Annotated in this window: 18 protein-coding genes, 1 tRNA gene and 1 pseudogene; 4 read left to right on the forward strand and 16 right to left on the reverse strand. The window is 32.3% G+C overall.

Annotated elements, in window-relative coordinates; translation table 11 throughout:
• Positions 1-44 precede the first annotated feature (44 nt).
• From DWX29_RS06590 to DWX29_RS06665, 16 genes and pseudogenes are all read right to left on the reverse strand, one after another.
• Positions 45-1,139, reverse strand: coding sequence for a DUF58 domain-containing protein (locus DWX29_RS06590; RefSeq protein WP_117909629.1), 1,095 nt, complete (start codon positions 1,137-1,139; stop codon positions 45-47).
• Between the two features lie 10 nt (positions 1,140-1,149).
• Entirely contained in the window at positions 1,150-2,097 is a 948-nt protein-coding gene (locus DWX29_RS06595; protein WP_118565452.1) for a MoxR family ATPase, read from the reverse strand.
• A 50-nt stretch (positions 2,098-2,147) separates the two neighbouring features.
• Entirely contained in the window at positions 2,148-2,717 is a 570-nt protein-coding gene (locus tag DWX29_RS06600; RefSeq protein WP_118565453.1) for a chromate transporter, read from the reverse strand.
• Entirely contained in the window at positions 2,714-3,268 is a 555-nt protein-coding gene (locus DWX29_RS06605; protein ID WP_022087870.1) for a chromate transporter, read from the reverse strand. Before DWX29_RS06605 ends, DWX29_RS06600 begins: the two co-directional genes overlap by 4 nt.
• Before the next feature lie 237 nt (positions 3,269-3,505).
• A pseudogene (locus tag DWX29_RS06610) lies at positions 3,506-4,540 on the reverse strand (branched-chain amino acid aminotransferase); the annotation flags it as partial.
• A gap of 447 nt (positions 4,541-4,987) precedes the next feature.
• Entirely contained in the window at positions 4,988-5,782 is a 795-nt protein-coding gene (locus DWX29_RS06615; protein ID WP_022087868.1) for an alpha/beta hydrolase-fold protein, read from the reverse strand.
• Between the two features lie 109 nt (positions 5,783-5,891).
• A complete protein-coding gene (locus DWX29_RS06620; protein WP_022087867.1) occupies positions 5,892-6,113 on the reverse strand; it encodes a phosphopantetheine-binding protein in 222 nt (73 codons plus the stop codon).
• Positions 6,114-6,169: 56 nt separating this feature from the next.
• Positions 6,170-7,657 (reverse strand): class I adenylate-forming enzyme family protein, encoded by a 1,488-nt coding sequence (locus DWX29_RS06625; RefSeq protein ID WP_118565454.1) that lies wholly within the window; start codon positions 7,655-7,657, stop codon positions 6,170-6,172.
• Positions 7,658-7,685: 28 nt separating this feature from the next.
• Complete coding sequence (locus tag DWX29_RS06630) at positions 7,686-8,444, reverse strand: ABC transporter ATP-binding protein (protein WP_117909641.1); 759 nt, start codon at positions 8,442-8,444, stop codon at positions 7,686-7,688.
• Positions 8,444-9,229 carry an ABC transporter permease gene (locus DWX29_RS06635; RefSeq protein WP_243053242.1) on the reverse strand — a complete coding sequence of 262 codons (786 nt, stop codon included), beginning with the start codon at positions 9,227-9,229 and terminating at the stop codon, positions 8,444-8,446. Before DWX29_RS06635 ends, DWX29_RS06630 begins: the two co-directional genes overlap by 1 nt.
• Positions 9,230-9,392: 163 nt before the next feature.
• Positions 9,393-10,379, reverse strand: a complete 987-nt coding sequence (locus DWX29_RS06640; protein WP_022088350.1) for an ABC transporter substrate-binding protein — start codon at positions 10,377-10,379, stop codon at positions 9,393-9,395.
• 142 nt (positions 10,380-10,521) lie between these two features.
• Positions 10,522-11,502, reverse strand: coding sequence for an ABC transporter substrate-binding protein (locus tag DWX29_RS06645; protein WP_117909645.1), 981 nt, complete (start codon positions 11,500-11,502; stop codon positions 10,522-10,524).
• 250 nt (positions 11,503-11,752) lie between these two features.
• The gene (gene ligA, locus DWX29_RS06650) at positions 11,753-13,705 is read right to left on the reverse strand and encodes an NAD-dependent DNA ligase LigA (RefSeq protein WP_117909646.1); all 1,953 of its coding nucleotides are present in this window, start codon (positions 13,703-13,705) and stop codon (positions 11,753-11,755) included.
• Positions 13,706-13,736: 31 nt separating this feature from the next.
• A complete protein-coding gene (locus DWX29_RS06655) occupies positions 13,737-14,471 on the reverse strand; it encodes a pseudouridine synthase (protein ID WP_022088347.1) in 735 nt (244 codons plus the stop codon).
• An 83-nt stretch (positions 14,472-14,554) separates the two neighbouring features.
• Positions 14,555-15,169, reverse strand: a complete 615-nt coding sequence (locus DWX29_RS06660; RefSeq protein ID WP_022088346.1) for a thiamine diphosphokinase — start codon at positions 15,167-15,169, stop codon at positions 14,555-14,557.
• 45 nt (positions 15,170-15,214) lie between these two features.
• Positions 15,215-16,552, reverse strand: coding sequence for a hypothetical protein (locus DWX29_RS06665; RefSeq protein WP_118565456.1), 1,338 nt, complete (start codon positions 16,550-16,552; stop codon positions 15,215-15,217).
• Between the two features lie 223 nt (positions 16,553-16,775).
• Between DWX29_RS06665 and DWX29_RS06670 the strand changes: the two genes are divergently transcribed.
• The 4 genes from DWX29_RS06670 (at position 16,776) to DWX29_RS06685 (ending at position 18,660) form a co-directional block, all read left to right on the forward strand.
• A tRNA-Arg gene (locus DWX29_RS06670) sits at positions 16,776-16,847 on the forward strand.
• Positions 16,848-17,071: 224 nt separating this feature from the next.
• Positions 17,072-17,887, forward strand: coding sequence for an ISL3 family transposase (locus DWX29_RS13030; RefSeq protein ID WP_118565457.1), 816 nt, complete (start codon positions 17,072-17,074; stop codon positions 17,885-17,887).
• A 14-nt stretch (positions 17,888-17,901) separates the two neighbouring features.
• Positions 17,902-18,237 carry a transposase gene (locus DWX29_RS13035; protein ID WP_279218252.1) on the forward strand — a complete coding sequence of 112 codons (336 nt, stop codon included), beginning with the start codon at positions 17,902-17,904 and terminating at the stop codon, positions 18,235-18,237.
• A gap of 189 nt (positions 18,238-18,426) precedes the next feature.
• A complete protein-coding gene (locus tag DWX29_RS06685; protein WP_022088342.1) occupies positions 18,427-18,660 on the forward strand; it encodes a hypothetical protein in 234 nt (77 codons plus the stop codon).
• Positions 18,661-18,722 lie beyond the last annotated feature (62 nt).

An 18,722-nucleotide genomic window follows, 5' to 3' on the forward strand; every position in this document is an offset into this window, starting at 1 on the left:
TTTAAAACATAATTCAGACAATTTTATTAATATAAATTTGTTTTTTATACTTCAAAATATAATTTTTTCCATTGTATTTTATTTTTGTTTTTCGTTATTCTAAGTTCACTATCATTAATTTTTATAATTCCATTAGATTTCATTTCTATGACAGTGCTATAGTTTTCTTTTTCTAATTTATCATTTAATGCATAACTATTTTCTTCCTGCAGTTTGTGTACATCTGTAATCAATATTTCGTTTAGCATTTGGTATAAATTTTCCAATGATGTTATCTTAAAATTAACTGTTTTCAATCTTTGTCCGTCATACCATGAAACCACATTGTTGCATTTTTCCTGAAGCAGTGAAAATGAAATATCGGTTGCAATTTCTATTGATTCAATTATGCTTTTTTTATCTTTGCTATTGCCACAGAAATCAACCCATATCAACACTGCACACCCTTCAGGTTTTCCCCTTTCTTTAACAAGAAGCTTGTCATTTTTTGCTGATAGTTTCCAATGTATATCATGTATTGAGTCCTGTTCTCTATATTCTCTTATCTGATAAGTTTCTAACGGGTCATCTCCTGATTCATATGTAGAATAATAGTCCGCCTCAGTTATAAATTTTCTTGTACTTTGTTTTACCTCTACATTTACAAGTTTTAATTCCGGATATATTAATATATTTTCTTTCTCTTCGACTTTTTTCTTTAAAGAAAAAATGCCAAACCAATCTAGTACTTCATAACTGTCAAATGAGATAATTACGCTTCCGAACTGGTTAAACTCAACGTCATAATATATTTCATTCTTATTTTTTCCATTTGTTTTCCCACGTAATTTTATCTTTTTACTTTTTCCCGTAAATCTGTTTTTGACAGCTATATTTAGCACAATATTTACCGAAGGAATAAATGCTTTACTGCTTGTTTCAAATAATATTGAACATTTTTCATTTTTTTCTACAACAGGCTGCAAATTTTTCATTTGTACATTTACAAATAATTTGCACAAATTTATATAAATAACAGAAACCGGTAAATACACTATCTCCATAACAAGCATCATTCCTACTATCTCATCATCGTATAAGAAAAATAATATTATCGTAAGTAGAATCAAAATAATATACTCTATTAATCTTTTTATCATAGCGTCCTCTCTACTTATTTCTAACAATTGGTGCTTTAACCTGTGCCACTATTTTCTTTGTAATGCTTTCTTTTTTTACATTTCCTACTTTTGCTTTTGTGCTTAATGTAATTCGATGTAATGCAACCGGCTCAAATGCATTGCTTACATCCTGAGGAATAACATAATTTCTTTTGTCCATCCATGCTAATGCCCTGCTCATACCTGCAAGTGCAACTGTTCCTCTTGGACTTAAGCCTGCTTTAAGTAATTCATCTTCTCTCGTTGCTTTTGCAATCCTTGCAATATAATCAAATACTAAATCATGTATATAAATATCATTTATTTCATTTTGCATTGCAATAATATCTTCTGCAGTACAAACCTGTCTTACATTTTCTATTGGATTTCCTTTTTGTCTTCTTTTTAAAATTTCTACTTCCTCATCAACTGACGGATACCCCATGTGAATGCAAATCATAAATCTGTCTAATTGAGAATCCGGCAACGGTTGTGTACCCGCTGAGCCTTCCGGATTTTCTGTTGCAATTACAACAAATGGTTTCCCCGGACTTCTTGTAACACCATCTACTGTTATCTGTTTTTCTTCCATTACCTCTAATAACGCTGCCTGTGTTTTCGGTGATGTTCTATTTATTTCATCCGCCAAAAATAAATTACACATCAAAGCTCCTGACTGATATTTAAATAATTTTGTTTCGTTATCATAAATTGAAAAACCTACCAAATCTGACGGCATAATATCCGTAGTAAACTGTATTCTTTTCTTTGATATTCCCATTGCTTTTGCAAATGATAAAGCCATTGTTGTTTTTCCTACTCCAGGCATATCTTCTATCAAAATATGTCCACCGGCTAAAATTGCCGCAAATATATTATCTATTGCATCATCTTTGCCAACAACCGCCTGTTTTACCTGATTTAAAATTTCGCTTGCTTTGTCGTATAAATTTTCCATAAAACCCTCCTAATTTTTTATTTTAAGATTTAAACAATTAATTTGCAGTTCTACATTATTATGCTTTCTGCAAATTTTAATATAATGCCCAACAAGGCTCCAATACATATAATGATTACCGGATTTTTCTTTTTTATCGCCATAACTGCTGACGTAATAACTATTATTAATGATATAAGATTATCCGATGTTAATATTTTTGAAACTGAGTTTCCAACGGTAAATACATTTCCTGCAACAGATAAAACCGCTGCTCCGACAAGTCCTACGACTGCCGGTTTTATTCCGTTCATCACTGCAACAACGACTTTATTATCTTTAAATTTTTTATAAGCTCTTGCGACAAGAATAATAACTATGAATGATGGTAATGCTACTGCAAATGTACTGCAGATTGCTCCTGGTATTCCTGCGACCTCATATCCAACATAAGTTGACATATTAATTGCAAGCGGTCCTGGTGTAGTTTCGCTGATTGCAATAAAATCTACCATTTGCTTTGTGTCCATCCATTTGTTGCTAAGTACAAGTTCCTGTATCATGGGAATCATTGCATATCCGCCACCAAAGGTAAAAAGACCAATTTTGAAAAAGTTAATAAATAAATTTAAATATATCATTTATCTTCCCCTTTCCATGGTTTTGAATACACTATTCCTAATATTGCTGCTATTATAAGTACCATTATTGCATTAGCATTAAAAAATGCAACCAACAACAATGCCAGTCCCATTATTATATAAGCAAATACACTTTTATTGCATCCACGATAAACAACTCCTATCGCTTTTACAACTAATACTAAAACCGCAGCTCTTATTCCAACAAAAGCGTATTTTACAAGCATCATATCACTTATTTGTCTCATACACATAGCTATAATTGTTATTGCACAAAATGATGGAACAATCACTCCTAATGTAGCCATTATTGCTCCCGGCACTCCTGCGATTTTACTTCCTACAAATGTAGCAAGATTCACCATTATCGGTCCCGGAGTTGCTTCTGAAATTGCAACCATATCTGTCATTTCTTCTTCTGTAATCCACTTTTTCTGTTGAACCATGGAACGTTCAATCATAGGTAACATCGCATATCCACCACCAAAAGTAAACGCTCCAATTTTCATAAATGTTTTAAATATAGCAATACATTTGTCTTTATTTTGCATAATTTTCTATCTTCTCAGGTTACAACCTGTCACTCCTATTCTTTCGTAATTTAATTTTTATCAAAACTTCAAATTCTTACTATTGTATTCATACTTTGCTGTTGCAACTTAAGTATATAATTAATCAAATTAATTATCAAGAAATAAAGTGGTCATTTAAAATCAAAAATGCAGCTGCAAACACTCGTCCACAACTGCATCTTTTAACTTGTATATTATTTTTTAGATTATATACTTTTATTTAATTTCGTATAACCATCCTTCAGGAGCTTCAATTCTTCCCATCTGAATTCCTGTTAATGTATCGTATAATTTCTTAGTAATAGGTCCCATTTCTTCCATTCCACTTGGGAAACAGATTTCCTTACCATGGTCATTAATCTTTCCTACAGGTGAGATTACTGCTGCTGTACCACAAAGACCACATTCTGCAAAATCTTTTACTTCATCAAAATATACTTCTCTTTCTTCAACTTTAAGCCCTAAATAATGTTCTGCAACATACATTAATGAACGTCTTGTGATTGAAGGAAGAATACTGTTTGACTTAGGAGTAACTACTGTGTTGTCTTTTGTAACAAATATAAAGTTAGCTCCACCTGTTTCTTCAACCTTTGTTCTTGTTGCTGCATCTAAGTACATATTTTCGTCAAATCCTTCTGCATGGGCTGTAACGATTGCATGTAAACTCATAGCATAGTTAAGTCCGGCTTTGATATGACCTGTACCATGAGGTGCTGCTCTGTCAAAATCACTTACTTTGATTGTGATAGGCTTTGCGCCACCTTTGAAGTATGGTCCAACAGGTGTTGTAAATACTCTGAACTGATATTCTTCAGCCGGTTTTACACCAATAACTGATGAGCTTCCAAACATATAAGGTCTGATATACAATGTAGCACCTGAACCATATGGTGGTACATAATCTAAATTAGCCTTTACTGTTTCTTCAATTGCTTTTACAAATCTATCCTGAGGGAAGACCGGCATTTCAAGTCTCTTTGCTGAGTCTTCCATTCTCTTTGCATTTAAATCAGGTCTGAATATTACTACACGACCATCTTCTGTTGTGTAAGCTTTCATTCCTTCAAAACATGTCTGTGCATACTGTAATACACCAGCACATTCACTGATAACAACTGTTGCATCATCAGTTAACTGACCATCATCCCATTTACCATCTTTAAAATTTGAGACAAATCTCTTTTCTGTCTGAACATAACCAAAACCTAAATTTGACCAATCAATATTCTTCTTGTCCATATTTTTTTCCTCCGATTTATCTGTGTAATACTATCAGTAAGGATTGGTGCCCTGCAAAAGGCAAGTTATCTCTGATTGCTATTGCACTTTATTTAGTCTCGTATATACTTTACTCGACCCATAAGATAAATTTTACTCACAAATTATTTCAATGTCAACATTTGAATACTCATAAGACTAAATTTATTTTTATAATTTTGTCAAAAGCCCTTTAACTCTATGTTTGTTCTAAAACATCCTTGATTTTATTTAATATTTTATTTTGATTTTTCTGTATAGATATATTGATTATATTTAATATTACTGCATGACTAATTTCTGCAATACAATTATACAAATTATAATTCCTTTACGAGACACAAATTTAATTCATCGTCATTACAGCAATTTTCATTTAGTCCCAATACCTTTTTTCTGTATATGTCATTTTCCTAATTTCAATTTTTTTCATTATTTTTATACACCTTTACCCACAAAACTATTTTCACCTTCACCACCGGTAACATACATAAGAGCCTTATCTATTTCCCTAGACCACAATTGCCAATTATGTTCGCCGTGAGATAAATTGTAATAACATTTTACATGTAATTCTTTTAAATAATTAACAAATTCAGTGTTAATCTGTCTAAGTTCTTCTTCCCTGCCACATGAAATGTAAAAGAAAGGTAATTTTTTGCCTTTCTTTAATTTCTCTTCAATTACATATTTGTAATTTTCACTAAAATTACCCGGAACTGATTTTTCCTTAAAGACCTTATCAAACATTTGTAATTTGTAATAACCAAATTTTCCTTTATTAAGTTCATTGACTGATTTTTCATATAGGCATGCCGAAGATAAACCTATTACGGTGCCAAATGTATCACAATATTTTGCACCGTTTCTTATTGCACCATATCCTCCCATTGAGAATCCTGCAATAATGGTGTGTTCCCTGTCCATTGGAAGACTGAATTGCTTTCTCATTCTCTCAAGAAGTTCTGTGCCTACAAATTTTCCATAATTTCCAAATGCTACTCCATGATCTATGTAAAAACTGTTTCCGCAGCTTGGAATTATAAATGCTACTTTATATCTATCAGCCATTCCCTGCACATCCATATTACTAACACAATTATTAGCATCACTTAACACTCCATGCAAAAAAATCATTACATATTCAGGCTTATTATTACAAGGCATAACTAGTTTGACTGTTGTGGGATGCATTAGTGATTGAGACATAAAATTATAATCAATAATTGCCATCTTTTTTCCTCTTTATATTAAACAAGCCAAGTTCAATTATTTTTATTTTTCATAAAAATAATTCGCTTGGCTCTTTTTGTTTTCCTTTTTCCTATTTTGTTATTTTAAATTACTGTAAACGCTTAATCATTTCAACTAAAGTATCTACATTCTGGAAGTTTTCTTCTGTCTTTTCTTCCATTGTGATTTCGATATCAAACTTATCTTCAAGTTCAGCAATTAATGCGATGATATCCATAGAGTCAAGATCTTCTGCAATATTTAGGTCTTCATCTTCAGCGTCAATTGCTGGATTAATCATTGCTAAAATTTCAATAACTTCATCTCTCATTTCATCTTCCTCCTCATGGCAATTTTTTATATACATATATATCTATCACATATTTGTTACTTATTCAATTCTTTTAATTTTTTTCTTATAATTTTTCCATTAAAAGTTCTTGGAATTTCATCTATAACTTCAAAAACTTTTGGAACTTTAAACGCTTCAAGCTTATTTAGCATAAATTTTGCAATTTCTTTCTGATCAAATTCGCATCCTTCATTCATTACGACAAAAAGTTTTGGTGCTTCACCTGTAATTTCATCTTTAATAGGAATACATGCGCAATCTTTGATTTTTTCATGCGTTACAACAACTTCTTCTATTTCCGTAGGAGCAATCTTTAGTCCACCCATGTTAATAACATCTCCTTTTCTGCCAAGAAGATATACGAGTCCATCATCTCCAACATATCCTAAATCATTTGTATAAATATTTCCATTCTCCAATGCCTCTTTTGTAATTTCAGGTTCTTTGTAATATCCACGCATATTCATGTCACCTTTAAATGCCATGTATCCCGGATTTTTAAATGATGCTTCAATCTCGTTTCTATTTTCATCCACAAAGAAAATTGTAGTATTAACTGTAGTTCTTCCGATACAGTTTTTCTTATCAGCATATTTATTAAATTCAAGGATTACTGTACACCCTGATTCTGTAGCACCATATGTGTTGTAAAGTCTTACAGTAGGAAACATCTTAGTTAATAATTCCTTATCTGCTTCTGACAATGGTGCTGAACCCATTTGAATATAATTAAACTGACTGTCATATGTTGCAAATCTATCTTTTGCAAATTTTAAAACCATATCTAATATTGCAGGAACAAATGTAATAGCTGTAATTTTATAATTATCAAGCAGCTTAAAGAAATCTTCCACAAATACAAAACCATCTGTCAAAATGGCTGTACTTCCATTGTACATTGCTCCATAAAATCTTCTAATTGCTAAAGAATGATTAATCGGAGTTGAAAGCAATTCCACCTCATCTTTGCCCATTTCAACGCTGTCTATAACATTTTGTGCAATAGCAATATCTGTCTTAAATGTAACTTCTATTCCTTTTGATTTTCCTGTTGTACCTGTTGTAAATAAAATCTCGGCCAACTGATTCGACTTAGGCATTTCAAATGTTTCTATTGGGCTTGTCTTATCCGTCACAATTTTAAGCAATTCTTTTAAGCTTATATTTTTCACATTTTCATTATTCACAGGTTTTTCTGCCACATAAACATCTGCCTCAACAAACTTCATAATTTCAAGAATTCTATCATCTTTTACTGCTTTTTCAAGAGGAAGATATGCAGCTCCTGCTAACTGTATTCCAAGTGCTGCCACAAGATATTCCACCTTCTGAACTCCTCTTATTACGACGATGGAATCCTTTCTTACTCCACTATTTTTCAAATATGTCGCTGCCCTTTGAATCATATCCCAAAATTCGCTGTAGGTTGCTGATTTTTTCTTATCCCCGGCACATAATTTATCAGGAGTTTCTTTCGCATGTATCTTTATTGCTTCTAAAATTGATGCTACTTCATTATTCATTATTGCTTTCTCCTCATATTGATTCTGATCATTTTTCTTTATTTTCCTCTGTTAATGCATTATTCAAATGCTCCCACAATTCTCCGTATCCTTCGCTTGCAGGTGTTACAGGTTTAGAAATCGGATTATCCATTTTTTCCTTAATTGTTCCATTTTTAGACATAACCATAATTTTGTTTCCAAGAGAAATTGCCTCCTGAATATTATGTGTGATAAAAATTACAGTCATTTTTTCCTTTTCTTTAATATGAAGTAATTCCGACTGCATTTTATTTCTTGTCATGGCATCTAAGCTTGCAAATGGTTCATCCATTAATATAATCTTAGAACCTAACGCAAGTCCTTTTGCAATTGCTACACGCTGTTTCATACCACCACTTAACTGGTGTGGATAATAGTCTTTATACTGTAACAAATTAACTTTATCTAAATACTTTTCAGCTCTCTTTTTTCTTTCTTCCTTATCCTTCATTCCACCTACTTTAAGTGGGTATGTTATATTTCCTAAAACTGTTTTCCACGGAAATAACTGATTAAAATCCTGAAAAACCATAATTCTGTCAGGTCCCGGTTTTGTAACTTTTTCTCCGCTAACTTCAATCGTTCCTTCGTATCCTTCAAATCCCGCTATGCATCTAATCATTGTTGATTTTCCGCATCCTGACGGTCCTAATATACATAAGAAATCCTCTTCATTTAAATCTAAATCAATTCCTTTTAAAATTACATTTTGTGAATTATCGTACTGTTTTACCAAATTTCTGATTTTTAAAATATTCTTATCCATTATCTTGACATCCCCCATTTCTTAAATGTGTGATTCTCAATAGTTCTAAATACTCCGTATTCAACAACTAAACCAATTAAAATGATAACTAAAATTGTTGCAAATACTCCGGCAATATCCATATTTGTTCTTCTATCTGTAATGTAGTAACCAATTCCTTTTGAACCGCCACTTCCAAAAAGCATTTCTGCACTTATTAAACCTCTCCATGCTCTTGCCCATCCCATTTTTATACCCGAGAAAATCCTCGAAAGAGCTGCCGGCAAAAATACACCAAATACTAATCTTACAGGACTAAGTCCAATGTTTTCTCCTACTTCCAAATATAATTTTGGAACTGCATTAAAGCCATCTATAATACTTCTTGACATCGGCCATACAACTGAATGAATTACGATAAATATAATTGATGCATCTCCAATTCCTAACCAAAGAATTGCAATTGGTGTCAACGCAATACCCGGAATCAGGTCAAACATTGATACAATCATATTGTAAATAGCATAAAATGTATCACTTACAACTGCTAAACTTGAAAAAATAAGTGCCAATATTACACCTATTAAAAGACCTTTTAACATAAGCTGCATTGAATGTGCAACCATGGCTCCAAACCCATTTACCGTAAACGCATTCATAAATGCTTTACCCACACTTCTAAGTTCAGGGAATAAAAGTGTCTTACCACTTGGTTCAATCACGTTATAGTAATACAATTCCCACACTGTAAAAACTGCAACTATAAATACTAACTGTGCAATTAATCTCTTTGTATTTTTCTTCACTGTTTTTCCTGTTCCTTTCTACTTTCTTATGCTTTTATCCATATACGGTTTTCCCATTTATTCACACAAAAATACTACTAAGTCGTATTCACACCACTTAGCAGTATTTTTATTTATATGGTTACTAAATTTTTCTACTCATTATTAGTTTCTTTTATTAATATTAATTTCCTTTTACATTGTCAAATGCAATTTCACTTATATCTTTTGGACCATTTTCAAGAAATCCTGCTTCTACCATAAAGTCTGCTAAATCCATAATTCCCTGAAGTTGTGTTGTATAACTTGAAGCCGGATCATTCATCCATGAAAGAATTTCATCTGCTGTTGCATCATATCCATCTGACAATATTTCAGCTGTTTCCTGTGGATTTTCCTTAATGTATTCCATTGCTTCTTCCATTGCATCACAAACTGCCTGATATAATTCAGGTTTATTTTCTTTTAACTTATTTGAAGCAACACCTACAATAAATGTATTTCCATTAGGCCATACATCTTCACCTATTTCAATTTTATGAACATTATCCGCTGCTTCTTCCATAAAATTATATGGAGAAATTACCATGTGACATTGGACTGCACCACTTAATAATGATGTATATCCATCTGCATTTGATAAAACCGTAAGTTTTCCGTCTAGTGCATGTGCATCTCCAAGATATGCCTTAGCCGCCATTGCTAACAAAATATGTGGATGACTGTTCAATCCTGTAATTGCTATCTGATCCTGAGCTGTAATATCTTTTAATGAATTTATATCATCCTGATTTGTTAAAATACCATATGGCTGTGATGAAATTCCCGCAAAAATCTTTCCCGGAATTCCTGCTTTAATACCTGTAATCGCAGGAGCTGCTCCCATACAACCAATATCAACTGAGCCTGATGTTAAACCTTCATTAATAGCTGCACCATTTGCAAGCATCTGCCAGTCAATATTCACTTCTCCGTCATAATGTTTCTCAATAAGTTTTTGATTCATCATTACCAGTATCGGTGCGTATGCAATACTTGACTGATATGCTATTGTGATTTTTTCTTTACCGTTATCTTTCTTACTTTCTGTATTGTCTGAACTGCTTCCACACGCTGTAAATGTTACTGCCAATATCATTGACATAATCAATGTCACAATTTTTTTCTTCATTTCCATGCTCCTTTATGTTTCATTTTGTAAAATGTTTAATTTTCTCTTTTTTGTTACTTATTTTTTATTTTTCAACTATTATTAATAACAAGCTAAAATATTTAAACAGGCTAGTCTTATTCAACTTTGTTATTTAAACAATTTAATTTCCTTCCACATTATCAAATGCTATTTCACTTATGCTTTCAGGTCCTTTATCGAGGAAATCTTCTTCTACCATAAAGTCAGATAACTTCATAACGCCCTGAAGCTTTGTTGAAAATACTGACGCATCATCAGTTAACCAAGATACAATTTCTTCCTGCGATGCATCGTAATAATCTTTTAAAATATCTGCTGTTTTTTCAGGATTATCATTTATAAATTCAATTGCTTCATCCATTGCCTTACAAACTGCTTCATATAACTTTGGTCTTTCTTCTTTTAATTTTTCTGTTGCAACACCTACAATAGTTGTATCTCCTACAGGCCATACACTTTCATCAACCTCAATCTGATGAATTCCCTCTTTGTTTTGTTCCATAAAGCAATACGGTGACATTATCATGTGACACTGAACTGCACCACTTACTAATGATGTATATCCGTCTGCATTTGGCTGTGCTACAAGGTTAGCATCCAATGCATGAGCATCCCCAAGATAAGCCTTAGCTGCCATTGCCAAAACTATATGTGGCTGGCTGTTAATTCCTGTAATAGCTATCTGGTCTTCCTTTGTTATATCCTTTAAAGTCTTAATTTCTTCTTTATTTGTTGATATTCTATAAGGCTGTGATGACATTCCTGCAAAAATCTTATATGGTGCACCTGCTTTAGCCCCTGTAATTGCAACTCCTGTTCCTATTGCTCCTACATCAACTGTATTAGAAGTTAATCCTTCGCTGATTGCTGCTCCACCCGAAAGCAACTGCCAATCAATATCAACATTTCCATCATAATTCTTTTCAATAAGTTTCTGATCCTTCATTACTAAAATTGGTGCATAAGCAATTCCTGACTGATATGCAACTTTTAAAGATTCAGTACTATCCTTTCCCTGCTTATCGTTGTTCTTTCCTCCACAAGCTGTTAATGATACTACCATTGCAGCTATCATAGCTAATGCTATAACCTTTTTTCTCATTTTCTTCTCCTTCTCGAGTCGAGTTATTACTTTTTAGTTATATGTATTATAACTTTATTTTTAAATTACCAAATCATTATAACACTTATAATCAAAAAAGCAACAGGAAATTAAAAAAGTTTTTTGTTTAACTTTTCCAATTTTCTGTTGCTTTATATTTTTATAAAATGATATTGAGGTCAAAAGCCTCAACTTTGATGCCTACGGATTGTTCCCCACAATCCTACCCAATCATAAAATCCCTTTAGAATTAATTCTGTGCCACTAATTTCATAAATCCCTGTTCATCTATTATTTCAACACCAAGTTCCTTTGCCTTTTTATTTTTTGATGAATTTGAATTTATATCATTATTAATCAAATAATTTGTCTTTCCTGTAACACTACCTGTTACTTTTCCACCTCTGTCTTCAATAAACTTTTTAAGCTCATTTCTATTTGCAAATTCATTTACAGTTCCTGTTATAACAAACGTTTTTCCTTCAAGTACCTGTTCATCATTGCTTTGCTCAATATAAAGTTCAACCTCTAATAATAAATTATTAAGCTTTCTATTGTTTTCTTCATCTGCAAAATATTCAACAAACTTCTTTGCCATAATCTCTCCAACTCTATCAATAGCCACAAGTTCTTCAACTGTTGCATTTCTGATTTTGTCGATAGAATCTAACTGCTTACAAATCATCTTTGCATTTGAAATTCCTATATTAGCAATTCCAAGACTATAGATAAACGAAGGAAGAGTTACTCTTCTGGATTTTTCAACTGCTGCTGTTATATTATTATATGATTTTTCACCAAATCCTTTTTTATTTACTATTTCCTCTTTAAATCTGTCTAAGTGGAAAATGTCAGCAAATTCTTTAATATAACCTTCATCTATAAATTTTTCCAAAGTTTCTTCTGATAGTCCTTCTATATTCATTGCATCTCTTGATACAAAATGAGAAAATGCCTTAACATGTTTTGCAGGGCATTTAGGATTGTCACAATACAAAGTCTTAATTCCGTTTTCATTCTTTATTATTGTATTGCCCATACATACAGGACATTTGTCAGGAATTTCTACATTTCCACTTTTTGTAAGATTTTCTGCAATCTGCGGGATAATCATATTTGCTTTATAAACTAAAATACTATCACCCACACCAAGTTCAAGTTCTTCCATAATACTTACATTATGAACACTTGCCCTGCTAACAGTTGTCCCTTCAAGTTCAACAGGTTCAAACACAGCCACAGGATTTATAAGACCTGTTCTGCTTGCACTCCATTCAATGTATTTTAATTTTGTTTCTGCCTGCTCATCTGCCCATTTGAATGCTATTCCATTTCTAGGAAATTTTGCTGTCGAGCCAAGAGATGCTCCATAAGCTAAATCATCATACATTAATACAAGTCCATCTGATGGAACATCAAATGTCTTTATTTTTTCTGCAAAATATTCTACAGCCTGCTGCATATTTGCTTCAGTTACCTCTTTATGTTCTACAACCTGAAATCCCTGTTCTTCAAGCCATTTCATCTGGTTTGCCATAGAATTTCCAAAATCTACTCCCGGAGCACTAATCAGGGCAAATGCAAAAAAGTTTACATTTCTTTTTGCAGTTATCTCATTGTTAAGCTGACGTACTGAGCCCGAGCATAAATTTCTGGGATTTTTATATTTTGCATCCGCATCCTCTATTGTGGCATTTATTTTTTTAAAATCCGAATACTTAATTACCGCTTCTCCTCTTAGCACAAGCTGTCCCTTATATGAAATATTAATTGGAATATTTTTAAATGTTTTAGCATTATTTGTAATTACTTCTCCTACAATACCATTTCCTCTTGTAACTGCCTTTTCAAGAGTTCCGTTATTGTATGTTAAAACTACAGTAAGTCCGTCTAGTTTCCATGACAAAAGTGCTTTTCTTTCTCCTGCAAATGAAGCAAGTGTTGCTACATCCTTTGTCTTATCAAGAGATAACATAGGACTTTCATGTGTTTCTTTTTGTAATTCACTAATAACCTCGTAACCTACATTTACAGTAGGGCTATTTGCCAATACAATGCCTGTTTCCTTTTCAAGTTCTACTAATTCATCGTATAACCTGTCATATTCAATATTAGGCATAATTTCTCTGCTCTCCTGATAATATGCCTTTGAAGCTTCGTTTAAAAGCTCAACTAACTCCTTTATTCTATCTAACTGCGCCATTTTATTTACCTTTCAAAATTATTTATAATTTTTATTTTCTAAAACTTTCTGCCATTGTTTCAAATTCTTCTTTTGTCACATCTCTATAACTTCCAATTGGAAGATTTCCTAACTCGATGTTCATTATACGGATGCGCTTTAATTTTACAACCCTATAACCTAATGCCTCACACATTCTTCTAATCTGTCTGTTAAGCCCTTGTGTAAGAACTATTGAAAACATATTTTTCTTTAATCTGACTACTTTACAAGGTCTTGTAACCGTATCTAATATTTCAACTCCACTACTCATCTTTTCAACGAATTCATCTGTTATCTGCTTATCTGTCCACACGTGATATTCTTTTTCATGTCCATTAGACGCTTTTAAAATGCTATTAACTAACGAGCCATCATTTGTCATTAATATTAATCCCTGTGAATTTTTATCCAAACGTCCCACCGGATAAATTCGCTTTGGATAATTTACAAAATCAACAATATTATCTTTATTATTCAAATCTGTTGTACATTCTATTCCAACAGGCTTATTAAGTGCTATAAGTATTCTTTCGTCTTCTCTTGAAACCCTTTGTCCATTTACAACAATATCGTCATTTATAGTCACTTTTTGTCCCATTAATGCGACTTTACCATTAACAACTACTTTACCTGCTTCAATAAGTCTGTCCCCTTCTCTTCTTGAACATACTCCTGCATCACTTAAAAATTTATTTAACCTTATTAATTCGTGTTCGTCTTTTACTTCTTTCTTTTTATTATCCATATCATGTTCCTTTAGAATAAAAAACGCCGGGATTATTCCCAACGCTATTTACATTTTTCTACATCTATCTTATCACCAATATTTTAACGGTCATAAATAATTAAAAGTGCACCTTTTTTCACTTCAACACTTACATCATTTCCCACAAATGTATTGCTTACTGCAAGTGGATAATCATTTGTCAAAGTTCCATCTTTAAGTTCATACTTTGCTCCTAAAATAGAAACTCCTTCCGCTTTATCACCTAAAGCAAAAATGGACAGATTTACGCAAATTCTATTTTTTAATATGATTTTAGAATCATTTATTACGTTGTAAACTCTATCGCTATCTACCATACGCATATCTGCACCTTTTTTTGCACCATAAAGCAAAGTCTGTATATTTGCAAATGTATGGTCAGCTCTTCCACCTGTACCACCGTAAATTCTAATATCTGTATATCCTAGCTTAATAGCTTCCATAACGGCAATCATTGTATCTGTATAATCTTTTTCTACTTGAAAAGTCTTTATATTTAATTCATCAGGAACATAACCTAATGAATCAAAATCTCCTAATGTCAAATCAGGACTAATTCCTAATTTTTTAACAATCTTATATCCGCCATCCACTGCTATTACATAATCATTTTCTTTTTTTGTAAAATTGGTGCCGGTATTATCTCCGGCACCAACTATATAGCATATATTATTCATTTTGTTCTCTCTTTATATATCTCTAAAGTTTCTAATTTTCAAATGCTACTGAGCTGCTCCATCATTTGTACTCTGATTTGCATTGTTCTGAGTTGCAAGTGCATCGTAGAAATTCTTTAAATCTCCATCTGCATTCAATGCATCATTTAATGAATTATTAACTTCCGTATACAATGCTACAACATCATCATCCTGAGAAATCATACTAATATAATCAAGAACTTCTTTATCTGTAACTCCATTATGAATATAAATATTTCCCGTTTCATCATCTCTGATTACATATAGTATAGAGATTCCAGGTGCTGGAGTTGCAATATTCTTAATCTGTAATGAATATCTTACAAATACTACATATGTGTTAGCATATAATCCATTCTTTGTATAGCATGTTATATCTGAATATCCTGTTATATAAGATGATTCTTCTGCTAAGCTATCCTCAGTAATACCATCCATATTGTCTACATATTGTGCTAATGCATTAACATCACCTGCTGCCTTTGCCTGATAGTAAAGTTTTACAACATCAGAGATATCTTCATATGAATCTTCCTGTAATGGATTGCTTGCCTGATCATATGATGTTGTTTCAGGTTCGTCATTTTTCTTATAATTTGTTGCGTTAATTCCAACTGCTATAAGTGCAATTACCGCTATAACTACCACAACAATTCCTATTACAGGAATAAATCTGCTAATACCTTTATCGTCATCATCGTAGTCATCATCATCATTTTCTCCATATATTGAATGACTATATCCGGCTTTTTGTTTATTATTCTTAGCACTTTTCTTCTTTTTCTTTTTTCCTTTTTGTTTCTTTTCTTTTTCTTCTTTTTCCTCTTTGGCTTTCTTTGCCTTTTTGGCAGCTTCTTCATCAGCATAAATCTGCTTTAACAATCTACTTACTTCATCCTGAGGTTCTTCTTCCTCCGGCTGCTGTTTCATCACTTCATCTAAATATGCATTATCTAAGGTTTCAAGCGTAGCCTCTTCCGACTTAATTTCATCTTCGCTTTCTGTATCATTTATAACTGTATCTGATGTCTGTGATTCAGATACTGTATCTTCTGTTATATCTGTTGATACATCTACCGGATTACCATTCTGTTCTTTATCTATTGAAATTTCATTGCCATCTTCACCCATCATTGTTAATCCGTCAGGTGTATCCTGAAGTTCAACAACTTCTGTGTCATTAGAAATTGCCTGCTCTTCCTGCTTCTGTAATTCCTGCTGTTTTAAAGCTTCTTCTTCAAGTCTTTTCTTCTCAGCTGCTGCTCTTTCTTCTTCAAGCTTAGCTAATCTCTTCTTTTCTTCCTGTTCTCTTTTTAATGCTTCTATATCAAAATCATTTATTCCATTACTTTTAAAGCCCATTATTAAATGCTCCTTGTATTATCTTTGTATTTCTATCGACTTCCTGTTGTCGTTTTCCAATACTCATTGTCCAATACATAATTTTATTTAAATATTTCTATATTATTTTAAACAAAACCTCCTTAAACTATATCAAATTATTTCTCCAAATTCAATACGACACTATTTATTATACAACAAAAATATTTGATATTTTCTTAAGATTCCTGTATTATATTTTTATGCGCCTATAGCTTAGTGGATAGAGCGCCGCCCTCCGGAGGCGGTAACGCAGGTTCGACTCCTGTTAGGCGCGTTTTTTACAAATTCACATTTAACTCAATTATTATTATCCATAATTCGATAATTTCCCATTGTTTTTCACTATTTTCAGTTATAAAAAGCAAAATAAAGGCTCTAAACTTTACTTGGGGTGGGTAAGGTTTAGAGCCTTTTTAATTTTTAAGTAAAAAAAGTAGGCACAGGAACCTATAACCTTTATAATTAAATCACCACAAAATAACCGAAAGGAGATTGCCTATGCCTAACAATGATTTTATATCAAATATCCTAGAAATAAAAGACTTAATTATAACAAATGTTGAATCATATCCAGAAGAAATGCATATTTACTTTAAAATTGAACGTCGTGATCACGTTTGTCCATGTTGTGGTGCAGTGACAAATAAAGTTCATGACTATCGTCCTTCAATTATAAAAGATGCACCAATAATGGGTAAAAACATGTATCTTCATTACTCAAAAAGAAGATATCACTGTGATTGTTGTGGCAAACATTTCAACGAGAACTTTACTTTACTTCCTAAGCATTGCAGAATTACAAACAGACTAAATTTTCTTGCTATAAATATGCTTAAAGAGGCTCAAAATGTTTCTGCAGTAGCCCGGCAGGTTGGAATATCACCTTCTACTATTTTTAGAAGAATGGAAGATATTAAATACCCTAAGCCTTCTGTTCTTCCACAAGTTTTATCCATTGATGAATTCAAAGGAAACGCCGGTGGCGAGAAGTTTCAGGCAATACTAACGGATCCGAAAAATCATAAAATATTTGATATTCTTCCTTCAAGAACTCAATATAAACTGAAGGATTATCTATTAGAATTTCAAAACAGAAAAGATGTACGATATTTTATTATAGATATGAACTATGTTTATCGAGACATTGCAGAAACTTATTTTCCTAATGCAAACATAGTCATTGACAGGTTTCATGTGGTCAGATATATTACCTGGGCTTTAGAAAATGTAAGAAAACGTATTCAAAAGGATATGCATCCTTCAAAGCGTAAGTATTTTAAGAGAAGCCGGCGAATATTGTTATCTCATTATTGAAAAGTAAGCAGGCATTGGAAGTCATGCTTATGCAGTCAAATGACTTAGCTGTAGCTTATTATTTAAAAGAACAGTTCTATGACTTTATGGAATCTAAAAACAGGGATGAAGCTTATAGGAAACTTAGAAAATTTATACTATCAGTGCAGGCAAGCGAACTGGAAGAATTCAACGCTACATTAACAATGTTATCAAACTGGGCCAAATACATACTGAATGCTTTTGACTGTCCTTATTCCAACGGATTTACAGAAGGAACCAACAACAAGATTAAAGTAATTAAGCGAAATGCTTACGGATATAGAAATTTTGAGAACTTTAGGAATAGAATCCTTATGACTTCTGCTTAAAAGAGAAAACACAGTTGTGAACAATGGTTCACAACTGTGTCAAAAATCTTTTTACCCCCACTCTTGACAAAGAGCCATATATTTATTGCATTATGCCTTTTAATTTGATACAATTTAAAAAGAGGTTTTGCTAGGATTTAATTAATATTTTAGTTTACAATGTAAACTATTTATAAAGGAGAATGGACTATGTTTAAGAAATCAAAATTACGTAAAGGTATTAAAAAATGTAAAGATGAAATCACTCTACTTGAATCTAAACGTTCACGTTCACAGTCTGCGATAGTACAGGCTATTCTCGAGCAGCGCGATCCAGATGAAGAAGAGGTTGAATTTTTCAATCAATATACAGCTAAAATTGACGAAGTAAGAAATAATATGTATGCACTTCAGCGTGAATTAGATAATTTAGAATATAGATAGTTTATTTATTTTATACCATAAAAAAGGACAACCGTTGTCAAATTAACTGTTGTCCTTTTTTA

Origin of the sequence: Eubacterium sp. AF19-12LB (genome assembly GCF_003479125.1) — a bacterium.
Lineage (GTDB): Bacteria > Bacillota > Clostridia > Lachnospirales > Lachnospiraceae > Eubacterium_U > Eubacterium_U album.

Excerpts from the sequence above, each read along its gene's own strand:
- DWX29_RS06590 (WP_117909629.1), bottom strand. The coding sequence starts at position 1,139 with ATGATAAAAAGATTAATAGAGTATATTATTTTGATTCTACTTACGATA.
- DWX29_RS06595 (WP_118565452.1), bottom strand. The coding sequence starts at position 2,097 with ATGGAAAATTTATACGACAAAGCAAGCGAAATTTTAAATCAGGTAAAA.
- DWX29_RS06600 (WP_118565453.1), bottom strand. The coding sequence starts at position 2,717 with ATGATATATTTAAATTTATTTATTAACTTTTTCAAAATTGGTCTTTTT.
- DWX29_RS06605 (WP_022087870.1), bottom strand. The coding sequence starts at position 3,268 with ATGCAAAATAAAGACAAATGTATTGCTATATTTAAAACATTTATGAAA.
- DWX29_RS06615 (WP_022087868.1), bottom strand. The coding sequence starts at position 5,782 with ATGGCAATTATTGATTATAATTTTATGTCTCAATCACTAATGCATCCC.
- DWX29_RS06620 (WP_022087867.1), bottom strand. The coding sequence starts at position 6,113 with ATGAGAGATGAAGTTATTGAAATTTTAGCAATGATTAATCCAGCAATT.
- DWX29_RS06625 (WP_118565454.1), bottom strand. The coding sequence starts at position 7,657 with ATGAATAATGAAGTAGCATCAATTTTAGAAGCAATAAAGATACATGCG.
- DWX29_RS06630 (WP_117909641.1), bottom strand. The coding sequence starts at position 8,444 with ATGGATAAGAATATTTTAAAAATCAGAAATTTGGTAAAACAGTACGAT.
- DWX29_RS06640 (WP_022088350.1), bottom strand. The coding sequence starts at position 10,379 with ATGAAGAAAAAAATTGTGACATTGATTATGTCAATGATATTGGCAGTA.
- DWX29_RS06645 (WP_117909645.1), bottom strand. The coding sequence starts at position 11,502 with ATGAGAAAAAAGGTTATAGCATTAGCTATGATAGCTGCAATGGTAGTA.
- ligA (WP_117909646.1), bottom strand. The coding sequence starts at position 13,705 with ATGGCGCAGTTAGATAGAATAAAGGAGTTAGTTGAGCTTTTAAACGAA.
- DWX29_RS06655 (WP_022088347.1), bottom strand. The coding sequence starts at position 14,471 with ATGGATAATAAAAAGAAAGAAGTAAAAGACGAACACGAATTAATAAGG.
- DWX29_RS06660 (WP_022088346.1), bottom strand. The coding sequence starts at position 15,169 with ATGAATAATATATGCTATATAGTTGGTGCCGGAGATAATACCGGCACC.
- DWX29_RS06665 (WP_118565456.1), bottom strand. The coding sequence starts at position 16,552 with ATGGGCTTTAAAAGTAATGGAATAAATGATTTTGATATAGAAGCATTA.
- DWX29_RS13030 (WP_118565457.1), top strand. The coding sequence starts at position 17,072 with ATGCCTAACAATGATTTTATATCAAATATCCTAGAAATAAAAGACTTA.
- DWX29_RS06685 (WP_022088342.1), top strand. The coding sequence starts at position 18,427 with ATGTTTAAGAAATCAAAATTACGTAAAGGTATTAAAAAATGTAAAGAT.